Genomic DNA, 23,076 nt, shown 5'->3' on the forward strand with positions numbered 1-23,076 from the left:
AAAAAAATCAAATGAAATTATTTAAAAAGATAGATGCAACCATACAAGACTTGGATGTTGCATCTATGTCTATTGATAGGAAAGAAACAGTGCAACCTTTAATTGCATTCATTCAAGAGAAAGTAACTAGTAAAAAACCAATTAACCTTAACTTTATCTGTACGCATAACTCACGCAGAAGTCATTTGTCTCAAGCATGGGCACAGGCTTTGGCTGGTTTTTATAAAGTACCAAATGTTTCTTGTTATTCTGGTGGAACAGAAGCCACAGCCATGTTTCCAATGGCAGGAGAAACGCTTAAAGCATCGGGCTTTGAAATAACGAAATTATCTAACGAATCGAATCCAGTGTATAGCCTTAAATATGCATCTAATGCGCACCCTATCATCGGATTTTCTAAAAGACACGATAACGAGTTTAATCCTCAAAGTGAGTTTGCAGCAATAATGACATGTTCCCAAGCAGATCAAGGATGTCCATTTATTCCTGGTGCAGAAAAGAGAATTCCAATTATGTTTGAAGATCCGAAGGCATTTGACAACACACCTCAACAAGCAGAAAAATATATGGAGCGCAGTATGCAGATTGCGACTGAATTAAAATATGTATTTTCACAAATCAAATTATAATCATGGCTGCAAAAAAGAAACTCGGATTTTTAGATAGTTATTTAACCCTTTGGATATTTATTGCGATGGCTTTGGGTGTTGGAATTGGATATTTCTTCCCAAATTTCCCAGCGTATATTGATTCAATGAGTAGTGGTACAACGAACATTCCAATTGCTATTGGTTTAATTTTAATGATGTACCCGCCTTTAGCAAAAGTGAATTATGCACTTTTACCTAAAGTTTTCAAAAACACTAAAATACTATCTATTTCTTTAATTCTAAACTGGATTGTTGGCCCTGTTTTAATGTTTGTTCTCGCTATCCTATTTTTACAAGACTATCCTGAATATATGGTAGGACTTATTTTAATAGGTCTTGCCCGTTGTATAGCCATGGTGTTGGTATGGAATGACCTAGCCGAAGGTAGTAGTGAATACGGCGCCGGTTTGGTTGCTTTGAACAGTGTTTTTCAAGTTTTTGCGTATAGTTTTTACGCCTGGTTATTTATAACAGTGCTTCCACCCTATTTTGGTTTTGAAGGTGCCATTGTAGATATCTCAATTACAACCATTGCAGAAAGTGTAGTCATTTACTTGGGTATCCCATTTTTAATAGGAATTTTAAGTAGAGTTGTTTTAGTAAAATGGAAAGGTGAAGAATGGTACATGAATAAATTCATTCCAACTATTTCTCCTATGACATTGATTGCTTTGTTATTTACAATCGTTGTAATGTTTTCTTTAAAAGGTGAATTGATTGTAGAGATCCCTATGGACGTAGTGATTATTGCCATTCCATTGTTGATTTACTTTACGCTTATGTTTATCATTGGATTTTTTGTAACAAAAGCAACTGGAGCCGAATATGACAAAACTACTTCGGTAGCATTTACAGCTGCTGGTAATAATTTTGAATTGGCCATTGCAGTTGCAATTGCCGTATTTGGTCTAAATTCTGGACAAGCTTTTGCTGGTGTTATAGGTCCTTTGGTAGAAGTTCCGGCTTTAATATTATTAGTAAAAGTATCCTTTTGGTTGCGAGACAAGTATTATAAATAAAATACATGAAATTTACTCTAGATAATCAAGAAACCGAAAGGCTTCATTTTAGAAAAATTCAAACGACGGATTTTCAAGATTGGTTACCTTTCTTTGAAAATCCGTTGTCGTTTCAGTATTGGGATGCCGAACTAGAATCTCCAAAAATTGAATGTAAAAAATGGTATGCCAAACAAAAACATAGGTATTCTCATGATTTGGGAGGTATGAATGCATTGATTGAAAAAGATACAGGGAAATTTGTTGGATATTGTGGATTATTAGTTCAAACCGTTGATGGTGAAACAGAATTGGAGATTGGTTATTCTTTACTACCTGAATTTTGGAATAAAGGATTTGCCACTGAGGCGGCAAGTAAATGTAGAGATGTGGCTTTTGAGAATGATTATACAACTTCAATCATTTCTATAATTAGTTTAACTAATGATCCATCCAAAGCGGTAGCCCTTAAAAATGGCATGCATATTTCTAAACAAACCGTATACAACAAAAATGAAGTCCATATTTTTAGAATTACAAAAGAAGAATGGTTGAAATTAAAATCTGGTAAAAATGGATAATAAAGAAACCTTCATAAGGAATGCTACCTCATCAGAACATGAAATAATTGGAGATTTATTGGTGCGTGCATATTCTAATTTAAATGGTTTTCCAAGAAAAAATGAAATTCCTGAATATTATAACTATTTACAAAATATAGGATCAATTACGGTTAATGACTCAGTAGAATTAATCATCGCCTGCAATGAGCATAATAAAATTATGGGCGCAGTGGTTTTCTTTAAATCCATGGAATTATATGGAACCGATGGTATTGCTCCGCAACAAAAAAATGCGTCAGGCTTTCGTTTATTGGCAGTTGATGAAAAATTTACAGGACAAGGAGTAGGTAAAAAACTATGTTTAGAATGTATTGAAAGAACAAGAAAATTAAATCATGAATCATTAAATATACATTCTACTAAATTTATGCCCATTGCACGAAAAATGTATGCAAAAATGGGATTTGAACGCTCAGAAGATTTAGACTTTTCCAAAGGTGATGTATACGTTTATGGATATAGATTGTATCTTTAACAATAAATTTAAATCGAGTTTTTCAAAAACAAGCGATATAAATCACCTTTGAATGCGTAAACTTTCTCAAATATTACTTTTAACACTAATTGCGTTCGTTTTTTACGCTTGCCCAAAACACTGGACTGAAGCAATTAAAAATGGAGAAATTGAACAAAAAGAATTCAATACTTCAATTGAGTTTGAAATTAAAAATGATTTAATCATCGTACCTGTTCAAATCGAAAACAACACCTATCATTTTTTACTGGATACTGGGGCACCTTTTAGCATCTCTAAAGAATTACAATCAAAGTTCAATTTTAAAACGGTAAGTGAAGGTACCTTGCGCGATTCTGATAACAGCCAAATTTCTGTTGATTATGTGAGTATCCCAAAAATAAAATTAAACGAGGTAATCTTTTTAAAACAGGTTGCATTTGTTGGAGATTTTAATAAAAATCCAATTATAGAATGTTTGGGTATAGATGGAATTATTGGTTCTAATATGATGCGGTTTTGCAATTGGAAAATAGATTCGAAAAACAAAAAAATTCATATAAGTAATGAGGAATTTAAATTAAAGAATCACGACTCCATTAAAATGAAATTTAAACCAAATAGACAATACAGTATTAAAATTAGCACTCATCTAGGAAAATCGAGGATAACGAATTTAACTTTAGATTATGGTTCTAACGGCGGACTTACAGTACCTCAAAAAATATATGACACCTTGGTAAACAGAACTATAATTAAGGAATCTCTATTGGAATATGGTGTAGCAAGTAGCGGACTTGGAGGGAAACTAAAAAATATCAATAGAAAATTTAGCCGTGTTGATTCTTTGGCTCTTGGCAATGTTATTTCAAATAATGTTCCGATAAAAACAGGTAAATCTGGTCTTTTAGGCACTGAAGTTTTATCTAAACATATTGTTGCAATAAACTGGAGTAGCCAAAGTTTGGTATTTGAAAAATATCCTTATGAAATTGAGGTAGCATTCAAAACATTTGGACTTAAAATTGGAGTTAAAAACAACAGTTACTTTGTAAGTGCAATTGTAAAAAATTCTCCTGCCGAAAAAGCAGGAATTGAACCAAATATGGAAGTCTTAAACTTCAATCATATTGATTTTTCTAATGCTAGTTACTGCGATTATATATCTTATTTAGATACAAAAAAAGTTGAAAAAATTCAACTAGTTTTAAAAGATGAATTAGGAGTGAAAGAAGAATTTACACTAGGGAAAGCCATCATGCTTCAATAACGAAAATAAAAATATTGAGTTATGCTTCGCGCAGAATTGGTCTTGTTAAACATGTAGGTCCTCCCCCTCCTTTTACACTTATCTCTTTACCTTCATACTCGTAAACAGAACAACCGGCTGCTTTTAACAACGCTTTCGTTTTTGGGTTTCCAGAAACCATTACACATTCTCTCGGAGCAATCGCCAATACATTGCAACCCATAGATTCAAACTCAGCATCAGGAACCTCGATTAATTGAAAGCCTTTATTTAATAATTCATTTCTAAAATGAATTGGCATTAAAGGAGAATACACAACGGCTAAATCCTTATCTATCGGGCTTAAAATTGACATTAAATGAAATACATCTTCTTTACCTTTATAATGCGGTAATTCCGCCACAATTACTTCTATACCATTTGGCTCTAGCAATGCTTTTAATTGACGAATTCCTTCCATATTTGTTCTATAAGTATGCCCTACGGCTAATGTATTTTTATCTAACCAAGCTACATCTCCTCCTTCTAAAGTTCCTGGAGTAACAATTTCGCCCAAAATCTCTGCGTTACTAGTAATAAAAATGTCTTTTTGAGCCGTTGGTTCTTCAATTCTACCGCCTTTACCCATATTACAAATTATCATTCCAAAATCAGTTGCTATGGATGCATCTCTACAATAAATAGAATCCATCTTAACTGATTTATTAAAAGGAAATGAATGCATTGTAATTTTCTTCTTTCCAAATATAGATTTGAACGCGTTGTATTCATTCAAAGATTCATTAAAATCGGGTTTACCCAAATAATTTAGTTCCTCCCATTGAGATTCTAATTGTTCCTCTGAAACAAATGCTTCCTTTACCGGCTTTAAATAAACGCTTTTTAACTTTAAATATTCAGAATGTTTTGTCTCCATATATACTTACATTTTACTTTTATTCCATTTCATTAGCAAATAAAACGGAATACTTAATAATAACAGAATCAATCCATAAAAAACGACGTCAGAACCAGATCCGAAAATTGCCCATATAGCATAAGCAAAACCGAGAAGACCTAATAAAAATGTCTTTAAAAAACTATTTGGATATTTATTCTTTTCTATTAATACAATCACGTATGCTGCAGACACAAAAAGATAAGGAATAAGTGCAGTTAAAACAGTAAGGTTTACAACAAACGAAAACTGTTCTACAAGTCCATCACTCATACCCAATAATAAAATACCAGATGTGAGTAAACTGCCAATGATTAATCCTAAAATTGGAACGCCGTTTTTATTTTGTTTCTTAAACAATCTTGGAAACATGTTATCCTTTGCTGCGGCCATTGGCAATTGACCAACCAATAAGGTCCAGCCATTTAAACACCCTACGGCCGATATAATAGCACCGAAAGCAACAAAATAACTACCATATTCACCTCCGATAATTTCTCCAGCCTCAGCAAATGGTGCTGCTGAATTACTTAATTTATCCACAGGTATTAATCCAAATAATACCACCGTTCCCAAAATATAAACTAAGGTGGTTATAATTGTTCCAATCATAGTTGCTCTCGGTACATTCTTTTCTGGGTTTCGAACATTCTCTGCAGGAATGGTTGCGGATTCAACTCCTAAAAACGCATACAACGTTAGGGCTGCTACAACAGGAAAAGTTTCAAAATGACCATTACCAGTTAAGTTAAAATTTGGAAAGTTATCTAAACTAAAAAAGAAGGCACCTACAATAATAATAAAGACCAATGGTAACAATTTCAAAACAGTTGTAATGACCTGAATACGTCCAGACTCCTTTACTCCTTTCGAATTTATCCAAGTAAAAAACCATATAAAACCAAGTGCAACAGATACAGAAAGAAATGGACTATCATTAAGAACCGGAAAGAATACACTTAGCCCCCCTATAATCGCAATTGCCAAACCTGCATTACTTACCCAAATAGAAATCCAATAACCCCATGCCACTAAAAACCCAATAAAATCACCGAATCCTGCTTTAGAATAGGTGTAAGGCCCTCCACTTTTGTTCACTATTATAGTGCTGAAACCACTAAAAATTTTCGCCAAAATTAATGCCCCTGCCGCCGTAAACAACCAACCCATTAAACTTATGCTTCCATATTTGGCCAAAGTTGCTGGCAATAAAAAAATACCTGCCCCAATCATATTTCCAACCACCAAGGAAGTACTGGTTATCAATCCTATTTTTTTTCCGTTATCTGACATGTAAAAAGTTTAATTAAATTAATGTTACATTAGAGGACAAGTTTTAAAGATACAACTTTATACTAGATGAAAAATAGATTTAAAATTGATCCAGACATAAGAAAAGCAGAAACACTGCCTACTACGTTTTATAAAAGTCAAGCAATTTTTGATGAAGTTAAAGAACATATTTTTCTAAAATCGTGGCAATGGATTGGAGATGAGAATTTAGTTCAACAACCTCAATCGGTCTATCCATTTGTGCTACTTGACGGTTTTTTAACAGAACCATTGGTCCTAACAAAAAATAAAGAAAATCATCTTAGTTGTCTAACTAATGTTTGTACACATAGAGGAAACCTAGTAGCATTGGATTCAGGTAAATCTAGAAAATTAAATTGCATGTACCATGGGCGTCGATTTAACTTAAAGGGCGAATTTGAGTATATGCCTGAGTTTGAAGAAGCCGAAGATTTTCCGAGGCCCTGTGATAATTTACACCGATTTCCATTGCGCAAATGGGGGCCGTTTCTATTTGCCGGCTTGAATCCTTCTTTTGATTTTCAAGAGGTAATTGATAAAATGGAAGAGCGCATTGGCTTTCTACCTTTAAATGATTATAAATTAGATTCTACTTTAAATAAAGACTTTTTAGTTCATGCCAATTGGGCTTTGTATTGCGATAATTATTTGGAAGGGTTTCATGTACCATTTGTGCATGAAGACTTAAATCAGGTTTTAGATTATGGCAATTACAAAACAGAAATTTACAAGCATTGTAATTTACAAATTGGCTATACCGATGACGCCACAGAAGTTTTTGATTTACCAAAAGGACATCCAGATTATGGCAAAAACGTAGGTGCTTATTACTATTGGGTATTTCCAAATATGATGTTCAACTTTTATCCTTGGGGCTTATCTGTAAACATTGTAAAACCTATAGATATAAACCGTACTAAAGTCTCATTTATAACTTATGTTTATGATCCAGATAAATTAGATAAAGGTGCAGGAAGTGGGTTAGAAAAAGTTGAGCGTGAAGACGAATTTGTTGTTGAGAATGTACAAAAAGGCATTAGATCATCCTTTTATAAAGCAGGTCGTTTTTCTCCAACACGAGAGCAAGGTGTACATCATTTTCACGTACTTTTGAGCAAATTTTTGAATCAATAATTATTATTTCAAATAAATGTCAAAATCCGTTGAATTAGGCCTAAAAGAGAATTGGCTTCAGTTTACCATTTTGGTAATTGTAAATGCTTTTGTTGGTGGAATGGTTGGTTTAGAACGCACAATTATTCCTGAATTTGCCGAATTAGAGTTTGGAATAGCCTCTAAAACTGCAATTCTTTCATTTATCGTTGCATTTGGTATTACCAAAGCCATTACCAATTATTTCACAGGTAAACTAGCCAATACATACGGCCGTAAAAACTTATTGGTTATTGGTTGGATATTTGCTTTACCAATTCCATTTATTTTAATGAATGCTACGTCGTGGAATTGGGTGCTATTTGCCAATGTTTTATTAGGAATAAATCAAGGATTAACATGGAGCAGTACAGTTGTAATGAAGATAGACTTGGTAGGTGAAAAGGATCGAGGATTGGCAATGGGCATCAATGAGTTTGCAGGCTATTTGGCAGTAGGGTTCGTTGCTTTTCTGACAGGAATTGTAGCCAGCAAGTACGGAATAACACCCTACCCATTTTACATTGGAATTGGACTTTCTTTTATTGGATTATTACTCTCTGTATTCTTTGTAAAAGACACTAGACACCATGTAAATAAAGAACAAAAAACAGAAAACAAAAACACGCTTAACAATGTTTTTATTGAAACTTCATTTAAAAACAAAACCCTAAGTTCCATTACACAGGCAGGTATGGTAAACAATTTAAATGATGGTATGATATGGGGATTGTTGCCAATTCTGTTAATCACTTTAAGCTTTGATACCAAAAGTATTGGAATTATAGTAACTAGCTACCCAGCCGTTTGGGGTATTGGGCAATTATTCACAGGGAAAATGGCAGATATATATCCTAAAAAAACTCTTCTGTTTTGGGGGATGCTCTTACAGGGATTAGCCATAATACTCATCCCATACTTTACAGAATACTACCAACTCATTTCAATTGGGGTGATTCTTGGATTTGGAACTGCATTGGTTTACCCAACTTTTCTATCGGCCATTGCCGATGCTACGACACCGAATCAACGTGCAGAAAGTATTGGAGTATTTAGGCTTTGGAGAGATTTGGGTTATGCTATTGGAGCCATCTTATCAGGTCTGATAGCCGACTTTTTCGGAATTGAGTATGCGATTATTTCAATTGGTGTGTTAACCATAATTTCATCATTGATCATTAAAATTAGGATGCCTAAGTAAGTTTGTTTTTGTAAAAAATATAAATCCAGATGATTCGAGAAAATCTAAAATTAAAACTACTAATTAAAAATACCGCCAATACCAAGCCAACATACATCTGCAAAAGAGACAACTCAAAAATTGCCGATAAAACCAAATAAAGCACTATAAGTTCAGCAACCACTAATCCATAGCACACATACATTGCTCCCGTAAAAAAACCAGTTTCTTTATTTAATTTGTAGTTGCATTTTTTACACCTATTTTCCATCTTAGGTATTTTAAACAAAATTAAATTTCCTTTAGAATGAAATATATTTTCGCTTTCACAACTAGGACACTTTCCCTTAAACATGGAGAATACAGAACTCATTTCTTAAAATTTAATACTGCAAAGATAATTATCAGACTAATCAAACTCTTTATAGCATTGTCTCAATTATTTGTAAATTTCGGACATAAATTAAATATATGAGCACTATCAACGTTTTAAATATTCATCAGTTCGGACAAGAAAAACATTCTTCCGATTTGTATAGTAATTGTTTCAGTGAGCATCTTAAACGAAATGAAAACCTAATTAAGACGCCTCACAAGCATGATTTTTACCTTTGTGTAGTCTTCACCAAAGGAACAGGTATACACGAAATAGATTTTAACTCATATAAAATAGAAGCAGGTAGTGTCTTTTTTCTAAAACCTGGTCAAACGCATTTCTGGAAATTCACGTCTTCACCAGAAGGTTACATTTTCTTCCATAGTCAAGAATTTTACAATTTATCCTTTTCGACTAAAGACTTAACTCAATTCCCCTTCTTCTATTCTTATAAAAGCACTCCTTCCTTACATTTAAAAACTTCGGAATTAAATAAAATCGTACCTAAATTTAAAAACATAAACAATGAGTTTCATGAATCACTACCCTACAAAAATCAAAAAATTGCAAGCTTAATAAATACTATTTATATAGATTTAGCACGATATTACTCCATAGAAGCGTCTTATTTAGGTCTTACTTCACCTCATTATTTGTCAATATTCAGAGCACTTGAAAATAACATTGAATTATATTTTCATACAGAATATACTGCCAGTTTCTATGCCGAAAAACTTAACATTAGCGCCAAACATCTGAATAGAATTACTAAAGAAACAGTAAATAAAACAACGACGGAATTAATAATTGACCGAGTTATTCTAGAAGCGAAACGCCTTATTGTTCATTCGAATAATCAACTCTCTAAAATTGCTGAATTGGTTGGCTATGAAGATTATGCATACTTCTCAAAAGTTTTTAAGTCCAAAACTAAAAAGACTCCATCAGAATTTAGAAATGATTATCGAAACCTAAACTCTTAATTATTTTCTACTAAAATTAATATGCCTAACAAAAAAGGTGACCTATAACTAGGTCACCTTTTTATTTATATTTACTTCAAAAATATTTCTTATTCTTCAGTTTTAAAATTCTCCATTACTTTAGTACTAATTCCCATATTAGAGAATCCACCATCATGGAATAAATTCTGAAGTGTTACTTTCTTAGTTAAATCAGAAAATAATGAAATTGTATAATCAGCACACTCTAATGCTGATGCGTTTCCTAGCGGAGACATTTCTTCAGCATAATTTAAGAACGCATCAAATCCTTTTACACCGCTACCCGCAGTAGTCATTGTTGGCGATTGAGAAATTGTATTTACACGTACTTTATGATCACGTCCAAAGAAATAACCGAAACTACGCGCAATAGACTCTAAATAGGCTTTATTATCAGCCATATCATTATAATCTGGGAATACACGTTGTGCCGCCATATAAGTCAAAGCTACAACAGAACCCCATTCGTTCATTGCATTTTTATTGTACAATACATTCATTACTTTATGAAAAGATACCGCAGAAACATCCCATCCCTTAGTAGTAAAATCATATTTAGGATCTGTATAATGCTTTCCTTTACGAACATTTACAGACATTCCAATAGAGTGTAAAACAAAATCAATTTTACCTCCTAAAATCTCCATAGATTGCTCTACCAAATTGGTAATGTCTTCCATAGAGGTAGCATCAGCAGGAATAATTTGAGATCCAGTTTTTTCAGCTAACTCATTAATTGCACCCATTCGCATAGCAATTGGTGCATTGGTTAATACAAACTCCGCCCCTTCTTCATGAGCACGTTCTGCAACTTTCCATGCAATAGATTCAGCATTTAAAGCTCCAAAAATAATTCCTTTTTTACCTTTTAATAAATTGTACATAGTATATGTGTTAGTATTAATGTAATTCTCAATTTTTGTGTTGCAAAGATACTAATTAGTTTAACAATTCCTTTGCATGTGTTAAAGCAGAATCGGAGATATTCTTACCCCCTAACATTTCAGCAATTTCCAATACACGTTCGTCCTTTTCTAACTTTTTAAGTTGGGTACGAACTACTCCTTTATCTTCCGTTTTATAAACTTTAAAATGTGTTCTTCCCTTTGAAGCTATTTGTGGTAAATGCGAAATACTCATCACCTGCATGTTCTCACTCATTTCCTGCATTAACACTCCCATTCTATGTGCAATTTCACCAGAAACCCCAGTATCAATCTCATCAAAAATAATGGTTGGTAATTTTATATATTTTGATAGCACCAATTTAACGGCTAGCATTATCCTAGACAACTCTCCACCTGAAGCCACTTTTTTCAACATTCCAAAACTTGCTCCTTTGTTTGCTGAAAATTGTAATTCTATATTGTCCTTACCATTAGCCAAAAAAGACGTACTACGTGATAATTCAATTTTAAATTTAGCATTCCCCATTCCAAGACTTGCTAAAATAGATTCTAACTGCTTAGTCAATTTAGGAATTTCATTATTCCTTCTGCTACTTAAAGAATCAGACAACTTTTGTAATTTTAAAGTCGTGTCATTTAATTCACCTCTTTTTTCAGCAATTCGCTTTGATGAATTCTCTACTACATCAACCTTATCTGACAAGGTCTCATGAATTACATGCAATGCTTCAATTGTGTCAACACCATGCTTTTTATAGAGATCATAGATTAGTTGTAAGCGGTCATTCAATCGATCAATTTCAGCAGGATTAAAAACTACTTTCTCATTTTCACTCTCTATTTCGGCCGACACATCTTTCAATTCAATTTCTAAACTTTCAGCACGTGTATACAAGCTCTCATATTCAAAAGAATAATCCGCTAATTTTTGCAATTTAGTCTTGAACAAATTGAGCATATTTATCAATCCATACTCTTCATTATCAGATATTTGCTGTAATTCAGACAAATTCTCTTTAATTGATTCTGAATTATTTAAAACAACTAGTTGTTTTTCAACAAGTTCTTGCTCTCCATACTTTAAATTCGCAGATTCTAGTTCATTGAACAAGTACAAATTGTACTCATACTGCTCTTTATCAACAGCCTGAGCCTCCAACAAATCACTCAAAGTTTTAGATTGTTTTTTATACAAATCTAAACCTTTTTTATAAGAATCTAACTGAGAGCGGTTTTCTGCCAATGCATCCAAAAGTTCAAACTGAAAATCGCTATTAGCAAGTTCTAAAGTTTGATGTTGTGAATGCACATCAATTAATCGTTCACTTAGTTTATTTAACACGCCTAAAGTTGTAGGCGTATCATTAATAAACGCTCTTGACTTTCCACTTGGTAAAATCTCACGTCTTATTATTGTATATTCTTCAAAATCTAAATTTTCGTCTTTAAACAACGATTCCAATTGATAATTTGAAATTCTAAACTCGGCCTCAACAACACATTTCTTATCCTTTTGCTTCAAAGTAGAAGAATCTGCTCTTTTACCCAAAACCAATCCTAATGCACCTAATAAAATAGATTTACCCGCACCCGTTTCACCTGTAATTATTGAAAAACCATTATCAAAAGTTACATGCAACTCATCAATTAGAGCATAATTTTTTATGGAAAGTGTGGTTAACAAATTTAAAGTTTAATTAATGGAATTCCATTTAGATAAATTCGATGGTGAAATTCTAGTCAAATCATCTTTTAGTTGAGAAGTATCGTATCTTGCCCCATCTGAATAAATTTCAACAATTTCATCTGACTTAGCATCCATAAAAAAGCGAATTAGAATTGCATTGGCTCTTCTAGTATATACGCCTTTAATAGACTGTATTGCTTCTTCTATATTTGCTTTGGCATTTGCCTGATTGCTATGCATTAAATCCAAACCGTTTAAATGGTAAATATAAAGTGCCGATCTATATCCATCATAAGTTCCTGAAAGAATATCGGTTATAAGATTAAATCGATTGATTCCACTTGTTTTTCTGCTCCATCCGGTATACCCGCTTTGCTGCGCTTGGTTTACAACATTCTCCGCAGCATCATAATATTCAGTACCTCCATTCATAGCAAAGGTATCTCCATCCATGCCTAAGATTAAATACACATAATAGGCCATTATAGATACTAAATTAGAATCGAAACCATTCGGATTGTATTGAAAATTTTCGAACTCAGTATACCTGAATGAAAAATCATTGTCTTTAAAATTTAGTACCGGTGTTTGATAGGAAGAACCATATACTGGACGCGAAGACTGCACTTGTAACGTACCTTGAAATTCATTGCTCGATGGTTGAGAGGTAATGGTTAAAATAAAAGCACAATCTATTTTTTCTTGCTGCTTAAACTTTTTATTAGTCCATTTTTTTTGATTTACAAACTCTGAAAGCGAACGCTCCATAGTTGTAAACACTTGCTTATTAGAACCAGGAACATTATCAGTATTTATTTCAAAAGTAGCACGAATTTCTTGAGCATTTGCTTGAAATGCAATTAATAGAACTATGCAAAGTTTTATGAATTTAACCATCTATTCTCTCCAAAATTTCATTAAAAATATCCTTGGCTACTTCAGCCTTTGATTTTAGAGCAAATTCGGAAATTTTTTCGGATTTATCAATAATAGACACCTTATTTGTCCCTTTTTTAAATCCAGCACCTCTATCATTTAATGAATTTAGAACAATAAGATCTAAGTTTTTTCTTTTCAATTTCCCTTTGGCGTTCTCCAATTCATTATTGGTTTCTAAGGCAAACCCTACCAAATATTGGTTTGTTTTAATTTTTCCAAGCGAAGCTAAAATATCTTGAGTTTTCTCCAACTCAATACTCATTTGAGCATCATTCTTTTTAATTTTTATATCAGAAACATGCTTAGGTTTATAATCCGCCACTGCTGCCGAAGCTATAACAATGGAGGCATCATCAAAGTTTTTATGAGCAACCTCAAACATTTCTTGAGCGCTAACAACATCTATTCTATTTACTAATCTATGATTAATTTGTTCGTTAGATACACCTGAAATTAAAGTAACCTGAGCGCCTAGACATGCTGCGACTCTTGCCAATTCAAAACCCATTTTCCCTGAAGAATGATTCCCTATAAACCTAACTGGATCTATTGCTTCATAAGTTGGACCGGCTGTGATAACAACTTTTTTACGATATAATGGCAATGTACCTAAAATATCTTGTTCAATAAAGTGAACAATACTTTCGGGCTCTGCCATTCTGCCTTCCCCAACTAGTCCACTTGCCAACTCTCCGCTTTCGGCTGGTATACAAACATTTCCAAAACTTTCTAATTTATCAATACTCGTTTTAGTTGAAGGATGTTTGTACATATCCAAATCCATAGCCGGGGCAAAATACACTTTACATTTGGCTGATAAATAGGTTGCCAACAACAAATTATCACAAGTTCCATTTGCCATTTTAGACAGTGAATTTGCCGTTGCAGGAGCTATAATCATTAAATCGGCCCAAAGACCTAAATCAACATGATTATTCCATAATTCATTCTCATCTTCTTTATCATAGAAAGTAGAATGAACTGGGTTTTTAGAAAGAGTAGATAATGTAAGAGGTGTTACGAAATCCTTAGAAGCAGGTGTCATGACCACACGGACTTGAGCACCTGCTTTTATAAGTAGTCTAACTAAATGTGCAGTTTTATAAGCGGCAATTCCAGCAGTTACGCCAACAAGAATATTTTTTCCGCTTAAAATCGACATTTAATTATTTTGATTCAGAATTTCTATGATATGTACGGCTCTCTAACCATTCTTCAACAGCAATCGCCGTTGGCTTTGGTAAACGCTCATAAAACCTAGAAACCTCGATTTGTTCTTTGTTTTCAAAAATTTCTTCTAAGCTATCGTTGTGTGTAGCAAACTCATCTAACTTGTCTACCAATTCCTTTTTAAGGTCTCCGTTTATTTGAGTCGCTCTTTTTGCCATTACAACAATTGCCTCATACAAGTTTTCAGTTGGTTGCTCAATTGCTTCTCTATCATAAGTGATAGTAGATAATGGTGCTTTTGAATTTTTATAATCCATGGTATTCTAATTTTCAAATGAAGCAGCTAATTCTTCATGCGCTGCTAATTCTTTATTTAAATCTTCTAATTTTTTATCCGTTTTTTCTAAAAATTCAGAATTCGGATAACTTTTCATCAATTTTTCGTGATATTTTACAGCATTTTTAATTCGCTCTTCCTTTTTTGTAAAATAACTATTCATTGCCAATTCATAACCAGCATCGAACTTTAAGTACATCGCTTCTTCACGGTATTTAGTGCCTAAATAGTCTCCTATTAAATTATCAAAAGCTGTGATTGCAGCTATATAATCTTCAATATGATGATATTGTTTTGCAGTTTCAAATGCCTTTGTCTCCAATTTTAAACGCAATTCTTGTATAGTCGAATTTGCGTCTTCAATTCTCAAAGATTCTGGGTACGTATTCATAAACAATTGCATTGCTCCTAAAGCTTCATGTGTTGTAGTTTGATCTAAACTATACACATTCGTATCTAAGTAATAACTTTGTGCTGCTAAAAAAGCGGCTTCTTCTTGCTTTGTACTTTTAGGATAATTTTTAGAGAAACGATCAAAATGGTAGGCTGCTAAACTATATTGCTTTGTTTTATAATAACAATCGCTAATCATAAACTGAATACGCTCCATTTGAGGTTTTCCTCTAAAACCAGGCACCACTTTTTCAAATAATTGAAGAGCTTTATTATAGTTTTCGGCTTCATACAAATCTGAAGCCATTTTATATTGTTGTTCTATAGTTCCCTTGTTTAATACTTTTTGATATTCTCCACATGAAATGAAGAACAAAGCGATCAAACAAATGACTCCTATATTTTTGATTTTAGACATCCGGCAAAATTAATTAAATTTAATGGATTATTAAAATGATTTTTACACTCAATAACCCAATACAAAAATAAATAAGGAATCCCCAAGTACATTGAGAACTCCTCATAATTATTTGTTAATACTATTTCGTTAGTAGGCTTTGATAAAGTCTTGAATTTTTAGTTGCAATTCTGCTGTTGCTTTTACCAAAGGCAATCGAACCACATCATTGCAAATATCAAAATTCTTTAAGAGTGTTTTTATACCTGCAGGATTACCTTCTTCAAATATTAAATCGATACTTTTTTCTAATTTCTGCTGTATTTCATTTGCTGCTTTAGATTCACCCTTTAAACCTAATCGAATTAATTTAGAGAAATCTTTAGGTAACCCTTGCCCAATTACACTAATTACACCTGCCCCTCCGGCTAAAGTCATAGGTAAAGCAATCATATCATCACCAGATATCACTAAAAATTCTTCCGGCTTATTTGTAATAATTTCTTTTGCTTGCTCTAAATCTCCTGCAGCCTCTTTAATCGCAACAATATTTTTAAAACTATTCGCTAACCTCAAAACTGTTGATGGTTCCATATTCTGTCCGGTTCTTCCAGGTACATTATAAACAATTATAGGTAAAGGACTCACTTCAGAAATTGCTTTAAAATGCTGATAAATCCCCTCCTGAGTTGGTTTATTGTAATATGGAGACACTGATAAAATAGCCATATAATTAGACAAATCAATTTTTTGCAATGTAGATACAATCGCCATAGTATTGTTTCCGCCAACTCCTAAAACCAATGGTAAACGACCAGCATTTACTTCAATTATTTTAGATTTAACCTTTTCCTGCTCATCTAAAGTTAACGTAGCCGGTTCGCCGGTTGTACCAAGTACAACTAAATAATCTACACCCTCCTTAATTTGAAAATTAACCAATCGCTCCAAAGCATCATAATCCACCGATTTATCATCGTTAAATGGTGTTACCAATGCTACTCCAGTCCCTACTAATTCTTGCATTATATTTTATTTAAAATCTTTAAATATTTTTCTAACTCTACATTGAACAATTCTAGTTCATTCTTTTCAACCTCAATTATTAGGTCGTATATTTTTCCATTTTTATTTCGAACCCCAACCGAAAAACTTGCATTTAATTGGGTAATTAAATTATCAACATAACTATTATTGTGAGTATAATTAATAATTAAATCAACCCCTTTATCAAAATTTAATTGTGATATATTTCTCTTAAACTTGCCGAACAATCCAAAGTCTTTAGCGCTTATTACATTTTCAATTCCTTCATTATTTTTACCAGAACAAAAAATGATCTTTTGAATATTCTCCTTTTTAATCGGAAGTGCTTCGGTCAAAGCATCTAAATAAACCTCATTAAAGTGTTCATCAACAAAAATCAATACTGAATTGATAATACAATTGTTTACTCTGTCGTTTATCCTTTCTTTTTGAAGATGCTTTTCAGTTCTTCTATCAATATTCTTAAGTTTAAAACTCTGTAAAATCATGAACAAAAAATTGGACTACAAAAATAAATAAAAAGTCTCGGTAAAAATTAAATATTGAACCAATTGTAATATAGTTAACAAATTTCGTCTAAATGTTAAATTAATACGACATGAAACTAAATTTCTACTTATTTTTAAGATTGATTATTGCAGCTCTACTAATACAAACCTTATATTTTAAATTTAGTGCTCATCCGGATAGTGTTTACATATTTACCAAAGTTGGAATGGAGCCCTATGGTAGAATTGGAATTGGTGTCTTGGAACTAATTTCAGCTTTATTGATTCTAAATAAAAATACCATTTGGGCAGGCGCTTTTTTGAGTTCGGGCATAATCTCCGGAGCAGTATTAATGCATTTAACAGACCTAGGAATAGAAATTAATAATGATGGCGGAAGGCTGTTCTACATGGCGCTATTAGTGCTTTTATTAAGTTTAATTGTACTATTTATAGAGCGAAAAAACATCCCGTTTTTAGGGTCTAAAATTTAACTTGCAATTAACATATTTTTTTTTATCTTTAACCACTTAAAAAAACAAGAAGAACTATGGGAAGACCACCTACACGACCAGCCAAATTAAGAGATGGATTTTATATTGAAGTTCGTAATAAAGGGGCTAAAACAGGTATTAAAATTAGAAGAGAGAACAGAACCGAAATGATGGAGGCTGTTTCAGAATATCGTCGTGTTAAAGAAATTATTATCCTTGGAGAATCTAAAAATGATAAATGGTTAGAAAAACCAAAACAAGCCGTTTAATTCTTTGTAATTCGTTTTTTAGTTTAGCATTGCTTTTTCTAAGTTACAACGCATTTTCGCAATCTTTTGAATTTTCGAATAGCCATTTGGCATTACATGTAAAAGATGTATCAGTAAGCGCAGATTTCTACTCGAAAGTTTTACATATTACGGAAATGGAAACTCCGGAAGGCATTCCGTCAACTACAAGATGGTTCCAACTTGCTGATCAATCTGAAATTCATTTAATTGAGTCTAAAGAATTGGTTAAACTCCCCAAGGGAATCCATTTATCAATTGCGACAAATCATCTAAAAGAATTAATGAAGCATTTAAAAAGCTTTAATATTCATTTTGAAAATTGGTGGGGAGAAGCAACTGTAACAAATATGCGTGGAGATAATGTCGAGCAAATTTACTTTCAAGACCCCGATGGTTATTGGATAGAAGTGAATGATGATGTAAAATAAGGAATCCTTTTTCTACTAACTCCTTTCTTTTAAATTATTTATAACAGAAGTACAGATAACGTATTGAGCTAAAATATAAGTAATCATAACCGAAATGGCCATAAGTTCGCTAGCACTGAAAAATTTATTAATTGCCAAAATACTATCTGAAACTATAAACAAAATTGCGCCTATTAGCAATTCCTTAGATGGCTTTGATTTTTCTAAATTATAGTTTAATAAAGCAGTAGTTCCAAACAAAGAAATCACCAAACCATACAATACCACTGGTACTAGCAATCCTCCTAGATTATCCTTTAACAAATAAATAAGGCCAGAAAACAATAAAACGAAAGGAATTGCAGCCATCATTTTATCACTAAAAGAACTCTTTCTTATACTTCTTAATATCAAAGAAATGTAAAATAGATGAGACAAAAGAAATGCACCCAAGCCAAGCATAAAACTTAATTCTGAAATGGAAATTAAAAGTACATCTCCCAAAAATGAAAAGAATAGAGCAATTAAATAGAGTTTTCTTTTTACAACTACACTACTCCAATAATACAGGCCTAAAAAAATTAAAATAAATGGTTTTGTTACATGACGAAGTGCATCGTTTTCAATTATAAATCCTGTTAAATGCAACAATGAAATAATTGTAAAAAGCAATAACCATACCTTGCTATGATACGATTTATTCACCACCTAATAATTTTAAGTAATCTGTTTCTGAAATAATGGAAACTCCTAAACTTTCAGCTTTTACCAATTTACTCGGCCCCATGTTATCACCAGCAACTATAAAACTTGTTTTTTTAGATATGGAACTCGAAACTTTCCCACCATTATCTTCAATAGATTTTTTCAATTCATTTCTACTCATAACATGAAAAACACCAGAAACTACAATTGATTTCCCATTTAAAATATCCGTTTGTCCTTCTTCAGACTCTTTCGAAACCTCTAACTGCAACCCATACCTTTTTAATCGATCTACAATTAAAATATTTCCCAAATCATTCGAAAAATCGACAATACTTTGAGCTATCCTCTCGCCAATTTCATCAACTGCTACTAATTCGTCAAATGTCACATTCATTAACTTTTCTATCGATTTAAAATGTTTTGCTAGCTTTTTTGCAACAGTTTCACCAACAAATCTAATTCCTAACCCAAATAACACTTTTTCAAATGGAATGTCTTTTGATTTATGTATTCCTTCAATCATATTCTCAGCCGATTTCTGAGCCATTCTTTCAAGTGGGATAATTTGCTCTATAGTCAAATCATATAGATCTGCGTAATTTTGGATTAACCGTTCTTTAAACAGTAATTCCACCGTTTCAGAACCAAGGCCATCTATATTTAAAGCTTTTCTACTAATAAAATGTTGAATTTTACCTGTTATCTGGGTTGGGCAGCCGAATTCATTTGGGCAATAATGTTTGGCATCACCTTCTTTACGAATCAATTCTGTTTGACAATCAGGACAATGAGTTGCATACATTGTAGGAACCGAATTCAACGGTCTTTTCCCCAAATCAACAGCAACAATTTTTGGGATGATTTCACCTCCTTTTTCTACGTATACCGTGTCGTTCTCTCTAATATCTAACTTTTCAATCTGATCTGCATTATGCAATGAGGCTCTTTTTACAATAGTTCCGGCTAGTTGAACTGGTTCCAAATTAGCCACGGGTGTAATTGCCCCCGTTCTACCAACTTGATACGTAATTTCATTTAACACCGTACTTTCTTGCTCCGCTTTGAATTTATAGGCAATTGCCCAACGTGGTGCCTTGGCTGTGTAACCTAATTCATCTTGCAAATGCAAATTATTTACTTTTACAACAATACCGTCTGTTTCATAGGGTAAATCATGACGTTTAACATCCCATTCGGTAATAAATTGAAAAACCTCATCGATAGATTTACAAAGTTGAATTGCTTTTGGAACCTTGAACCCCAATTCCCTTGCTGTTTCTAAAGCGTCAAAATGAGAATCTACTGGTAATCTATCGCCGACAATATGATATAACAAACAATCTAAAGGCCGTTTAGCCACCTCTGAACTATCTTGTAATTTTAAACTACCACTTGCCGTATTTCTAGGGTTTCGATACATTTCTTCACCCGCTGCCTCTCTTTCCTCATTCATTTTCTGGAAACCATTTAAAGGCAGAATGATCTCACCTCTAATTTCGAAGAAATCAGAAAAACTACTATCTATAATAAGAGGTATCGATTTAATCGTTTTAATATTTGTAGTTACATTATCGCCTTGAAATCCATCTCCCCGAGTTACTGCACTTTTTAAGCTACCGTTCTCATATGTCAAATTTATCGATGCTCCATCGTATTTCAACTCACAAGTGTACTCCAATTCATTAACCCCTGTTATCTTTTGAATTCTTTTTTCCCAATCTAGTAAGTCTTCTTTCGAATATGAATTGTCTAAAGAATACATTCTATTCTTATGTGTAACTGTTTCAAAATTTTTTGTTAACCCTCCTCCTACTCTTTGTGTTGGTGAATTTGGATCCGCAAATTGAGGATATTCATTTTCTAATTTTTCAAGTTCTTTCAACTTTAGATCAAATTCATAATCAGATAAAGTTGGGTTATCTAGCACATAATAATTATGATTGTGCTGTCTTAATTCTGTGCGTAAATTCTCAATTATTAATTGTATGGCTTCAGACATTTTTGAAGAAATTAATTTGGATAAAATTACATTATTTACATTCAAATCAACTTAAAATAACCAATTATTCAATATTCCTTTGTAAGGAAAGAGCTGAAAATAAGACGTAAACAAAAATCACTATATTTGCGCGAAAATGTTAAACCCCTTAAGTTATGAATTCTAGGGCATTTCTAATTCTTTTTTTACTTACGTTTACACCTATTTTGATGTTTTGCCAAGAAAGTATTCCTGCAACAGGAGGTGAAGCAACAGGAACTGGAACAGTTAGTTATTCCATTGGTCAAATATTCTACAAAAAATCAGATAATGGAAAATATTCCTCTTCGTTAGGTGTGCAACAGCCTTATGAAATTTATGAATTAGATCTTCCAGGATTTGAAGATATCATTTTAGACCTTCTGGTATACCCAAACCCCACAATTGATGTTTTACATTTAAAAACACCTCATTATTCTAAATTCGAGTTATCTTACTTACTTCATGATATAAATGGAAAACAAATTAATTCAAATAAAATTAGTCAAAAAATTACGGAAATAAACTTAAAAGAATTATCCTCTGCTGTTTATTTCTTAAATATTTCAGAAATTAACGAAGGCCTTGTCAAATCCTTTCGAATAATAAAGAATTAATCCTATGAAAAAAATCTACTTTTTATTTTTCGCTTTTATAATTACATCCACAGCATTCTCTCAGGCTCCTAATAAAATGAGTTATCAGGCTGTTATTCGAGATGGCGCAAACGATTTAATTAAAGACACTAGCGTCGGTATACGGATTACAATTTTACAGGGCAGTGATTCTGGTTCAATTGTTTATACCGAAACGCACGTTAAAAACACGAATGCCAACGGATTAGTAACGTTAGAAATTGGAACAGGTACAACTCTAAATGAATTCAGTGCTATAGATTGGTCCGATGGTCCTTATTTTATAAGAAATGAAACAGATCCACTAGGTGGAGTTTCATATACAATTGTGGGCACTTCTGAGTTACTCAGTGTTCCTTATGCGTTATTTGCACTTAATGGAGGAGGTGCTGGCACTGATGGCGCCGATGGAAAATCTGCTTATGAAGTTGCTGTTGAAAACGGTTTTGCTGGTACAGAAGCTGATTGGCTATTATCATTGCAAGGTGCCGATGGTGCTGATGGTAATGATGGTACTGATGGAACTAATGGTGCAGATGGAAAATCTGCTTATGAAGTAGCCGTCGATGACGGATTCGTAGGTGATGAAACTGCATGGCTTGCTTCTCTGCAAGGTGCTGATGGTACAAATGGAACTGACGGGGCAACCGGACCTCAAGGACCACAAGGCGACCCTGGTGTTGATGGTGCAGACGGAGCCGATGGTTCGAATGGTATAGACGGAAAATCTGCTTATCAAATAGCGGTGGATGATGGATTTATAGGAGATGAAACTGCATGGCTTGCATCTCTCCAAGGTCCTGATGGTACAAATGGAACAGACGGAGCTACTGGACCGCAGGGACCAGCAGGGGCTGATGGAGCCGATGGCTCGAATGGTATTGATGGAAAATCTGCTTATGAAGTAGCGGTCGATGACGGATTCGTAGGTGATGAAACTGCATGGCTTGCTTCTCTTGAAGGAACCGATGGTGCCGATGGGGCTATTGGACCGCAAGGACCAGCAGGAGTTGACGGGTCAGACGGTGCACAGGGACCACAAGGAAATCCTGGTGTTGATGGTACTGACGGAGCACAAGGAGACCCTGGTGCTGATGGTGCAACTGGACCACAAGGTCCTGCAGGAACAACAGATCATTTATTACTCTCTAACATTGGAACGAATACACACGCACAAATTGATACTCATATTGCTAACAATACTGGAACAAACACAGGAGAT

General features: G+C 33.3%; 26 protein-coding genes. 13 read left to right on the forward strand and 13 right to left on the reverse strand.

The window, feature by feature from the left end; translation table 11 throughout:
- Positions 1 to 11 precede the first annotated feature (11 nt).
- The 5 genes from RM519_RS11860 to RM519_RS11880 are packed head-to-tail and all read left to right on the forward strand — an operon-like array spanning position 12 to position 3,995.
- A complete protein-coding gene (locus tag RM519_RS11860; protein ID WP_311594030.1) occupies positions 12 to 629 on the forward strand; it encodes an arsenate-mycothiol transferase ArsC in 618 nt (205 codons plus the stop codon).
- A gap of 2 nt (positions 630 to 631) precedes the next feature.
- On the forward strand, positions 632 to 1,669 hold the full coding sequence (gene arsB / locus RM519_RS11865) for an ACR3 family arsenite efflux transporter (RefSeq protein ID WP_311594031.1): 1,038 nt from the start codon (positions 632 to 634) through the stop codon (positions 1,667 to 1,669).
- Positions 1,670 to 1,674: 5 nt separating this feature from the next.
- Positions 1,675 to 2,229 (forward strand): GNAT family N-acetyltransferase, encoded by a 555-nt coding sequence (locus RM519_RS11870; RefSeq protein ID WP_311594032.1) that lies wholly within the window; start codon positions 1,675 to 1,677, stop codon positions 2,227 to 2,229.
- A complete protein-coding gene (locus RM519_RS11875) occupies positions 2,222 to 2,746 on the forward strand; it encodes a GNAT family N-acetyltransferase (protein ID WP_311594033.1) in 525 nt (174 codons plus the stop codon). Before RM519_RS11870 ends, RM519_RS11875 begins: the two co-directional genes overlap by 8 nt.
- A gap of 52 nt (positions 2,747 to 2,798) precedes the next feature.
- A complete protein-coding gene (locus tag RM519_RS11880) occupies positions 2,799 to 3,995 on the forward strand; it encodes a retropepsin-like aspartic protease (RefSeq protein ID WP_311594034.1) in 1,197 nt (398 codons plus the stop codon).
- Positions 3,996 to 4,014: 19 nt separating this feature from the next.
- Here RM519_RS11880 and RM519_RS11885 read toward each other — a convergent pair whose 3' ends face one another.
- Positions 4,015 to 4,890 carry a dimethylarginine dimethylaminohydrolase family protein gene (locus RM519_RS11885; protein ID WP_311594035.1) on the reverse strand — a complete coding sequence of 292 codons (876 nt, stop codon included), beginning with the start codon at positions 4,888 to 4,890 and terminating at the stop codon, positions 4,015 to 4,017.
- A 6-nt stretch (positions 4,891 to 4,896) separates the two neighbouring features.
- On the reverse strand, positions 4,897 to 6,204 hold the full coding sequence (locus RM519_RS11890; protein ID WP_311594036.1) for an amino acid permease: 1,308 nt from the start codon (positions 6,202 to 6,204) through the stop codon (positions 4,897 to 4,899).
- A gap of 66 nt (positions 6,205 to 6,270) precedes the next feature.
- On the opposite strand from RM519_RS11890, the gene RM519_RS11895 reads away from it, so the two are divergent.
- Both RM519_RS11895 and RM519_RS11900 read left to right on the forward strand, forming a co-directional pair.
- A complete protein-coding gene (locus RM519_RS11895; RefSeq protein ID WP_311594037.1) occupies positions 6,271 to 7,359 on the forward strand; it encodes an aromatic ring-hydroxylating oxygenase subunit alpha in 1,089 nt (362 codons plus the stop codon).
- 16 nt (positions 7,360 to 7,375) lie between these two features.
- The gene (locus RM519_RS11900) at positions 7,376 to 8,578 is read left to right on the forward strand and encodes an MFS transporter (RefSeq protein ID WP_311594038.1); all 1,203 of its coding nucleotides are present in this window, start codon (positions 7,376 to 7,378) and stop codon (positions 8,576 to 8,578) included.
- Here RM519_RS11900 and RM519_RS11905 read toward each other — a convergent pair.
- Positions 8,571 to 8,828, reverse strand: a complete 258-nt coding sequence (locus RM519_RS11905) for a DUF983 domain-containing protein (RefSeq protein WP_311594039.1) — start codon at positions 8,826 to 8,828, stop codon at positions 8,571 to 8,573. The genes RM519_RS11900 and RM519_RS11905 overlap by 8 nt on opposite strands.
- A gap of 200 nt (positions 8,829 to 9,028) precedes the next feature.
- Between RM519_RS11905 and RM519_RS11910 the strand changes: the two genes are divergently transcribed.
- Positions 9,029 to 9,916, forward strand: a complete 888-nt coding sequence (locus tag RM519_RS11910) for an AraC family transcriptional regulator (protein WP_311594040.1) — start codon at positions 9,029 to 9,031, stop codon at positions 9,914 to 9,916.
- 89 nt (positions 9,917 to 10,005) lie between these two features.
- Here RM519_RS11910 and RM519_RS11915 read toward each other — a convergent pair whose 3' ends face one another.
- From RM519_RS11915 to RM519_RS11950, 8 genes are all read right to left on the reverse strand, one after another.
- The gene (locus tag RM519_RS11915; protein WP_311594041.1) at positions 10,006 to 10,821 is read right to left on the reverse strand and encodes an enoyl-ACP reductase FabI; all 816 of its coding nucleotides are present in this window, start codon (positions 10,819 to 10,821) and stop codon (positions 10,006 to 10,008) included.
- Positions 10,822 to 10,876: 55 nt separating this feature from the next.
- Positions 10,877 to 12,529 carry a DNA repair protein RecN gene (gene recN, locus RM519_RS11920; RefSeq protein WP_311594042.1) on the reverse strand — a complete coding sequence of 551 codons (1,653 nt, stop codon included), beginning with the start codon at positions 12,527 to 12,529 and terminating at the stop codon, positions 10,877 to 10,879.
- 9 nt (positions 12,530 to 12,538) lie between these two features.
- Positions 12,539 to 13,429, reverse strand: coding sequence for a type IX secretion system protein PorD (gene porD, locus RM519_RS11925; RefSeq protein WP_311594043.1), 891 nt, complete (start codon positions 13,427 to 13,429; stop codon positions 12,539 to 12,541).
- A complete protein-coding gene (gene coaBC, locus RM519_RS11930) occupies positions 13,422 to 14,633 on the reverse strand; it encodes a bifunctional phosphopantothenoylcysteine decarboxylase/phosphopantothenate--cysteine ligase CoaBC (RefSeq protein WP_311594044.1) in 1,212 nt (403 codons plus the stop codon). The genes porD and coaBC overlap by 8 nt, the downstream gene beginning before the upstream one ends.
- A gap of 4 nt (positions 14,634 to 14,637) precedes the next feature.
- Positions 14,638 to 14,958 (reverse strand): DNA-directed RNA polymerase subunit omega, encoded by a 321-nt coding sequence (locus RM519_RS11935; protein ID WP_311594045.1) that lies wholly within the window; start codon positions 14,956 to 14,958, stop codon positions 14,638 to 14,640.
- Positions 14,959 to 14,964: 6 nt separating this feature from the next.
- A complete protein-coding gene (locus RM519_RS11940; protein ID WP_311594046.1) occupies positions 14,965 to 15,789 on the reverse strand; it encodes an outer membrane protein assembly factor BamD in 825 nt (274 codons plus the stop codon).
- 129 nt (positions 15,790 to 15,918) lie between these two features.
- On the reverse strand, positions 15,919 to 16,794 hold the full coding sequence (gene dapA, locus RM519_RS11945) for a 4-hydroxy-tetrahydrodipicolinate synthase (RefSeq protein ID WP_311594047.1): 876 nt from the start codon (positions 16,792 to 16,794) through the stop codon (positions 15,919 to 15,921).
- Entirely contained in the window at positions 16,794 to 17,303 is a 510-nt protein-coding gene (locus tag RM519_RS11950) for a DUF6913 domain-containing protein (RefSeq protein WP_311594048.1), read from the reverse strand. Before RM519_RS11950 ends, dapA begins: the two co-directional genes overlap by 1 nt.
- A 110-nt stretch (positions 17,304 to 17,413) precedes the next feature.
- Between RM519_RS11950 and RM519_RS11955 the strand changes: the two genes are divergently transcribed.
- From RM519_RS11955 to RM519_RS11965, 3 genes are read left to right on the forward strand one after another with little or no spacing between them, the layout of a single operon-like run.
- Positions 17,414 to 17,797, forward strand: coding sequence for a DoxX family protein (locus tag RM519_RS11955; RefSeq protein ID WP_311594049.1), 384 nt, complete (start codon positions 17,414 to 17,416; stop codon positions 17,795 to 17,797).
- Positions 17,798 to 17,853: 56 nt separating this feature from the next.
- Positions 17,854 to 18,066: a hypothetical protein gene (locus RM519_RS11960; RefSeq protein WP_311594050.1), complete on the forward strand. Its 213-nt coding sequence runs from the start codon at positions 17,854 to 17,856 to the stop codon at positions 18,064 to 18,066.
- Positions 18,036 to 18,515, forward strand: coding sequence for a VOC family protein (locus tag RM519_RS11965; protein WP_311594051.1), 480 nt, complete (start codon positions 18,036 to 18,038; stop codon positions 18,513 to 18,515). Before RM519_RS11960 ends, RM519_RS11965 begins: the two co-directional genes overlap by 31 nt.
- A 15-nt stretch (positions 18,516 to 18,530) precedes the next feature.
- Here RM519_RS11965 and RM519_RS11970 read toward each other — a convergent pair whose 3' ends face one another.
- Together RM519_RS11970 and ligA are read right to left on the reverse strand one after the other, a co-directional pair.
- The gene (locus RM519_RS11970; protein WP_311594052.1) at positions 18,531 to 19,199 is read right to left on the reverse strand and encodes a lysoplasmalogenase; all 669 of its coding nucleotides are present in this window, start codon (positions 19,197 to 19,199) and stop codon (positions 18,531 to 18,533) included.
- Complete coding sequence (gene ligA, locus RM519_RS11975; RefSeq protein ID WP_311594053.1) at positions 19,192 to 21,201, reverse strand: NAD-dependent DNA ligase LigA; 2,010 nt, start codon at positions 21,199 to 21,201, stop codon at positions 19,192 to 19,194. The genes RM519_RS11970 and ligA overlap by 8 nt, the downstream gene beginning before the upstream one ends.
- 155 nt (positions 21,202 to 21,356) lie before the next feature.
- Here ligA and RM519_RS11980 point away from each other — a divergent pair, with 155 nt between their 5' ends.
- Together RM519_RS11980 and RM519_RS11985 are read left to right on the forward strand one after the other, a co-directional pair.
- Positions 21,357 to 21,836, forward strand: a complete 480-nt coding sequence (locus RM519_RS11980; RefSeq protein ID WP_311594054.1) for a T9SS type A sorting domain-containing protein — start codon at positions 21,357 to 21,359, stop codon at positions 21,834 to 21,836.
- Positions 21,837 to 21,840: 4 nt separating this feature from the next.
- Positions 21,841 to 23,076, forward strand: a 1,236-nt coding sequence (locus RM519_RS11985) for a DUF8740 domain-containing protein (protein ID WP_489753985.1), incomplete at its 3' end; no start/stop codon positions are given.

The sequence above is a fragment of the Urechidicola vernalis genome (genome assembly GCF_031846385.1).
Taxonomy (GTDB): Bacteria; Bacteroidota; Bacteroidia; order Flavobacteriales; family Flavobacteriaceae; genus Urechidicola; species Urechidicola vernalis.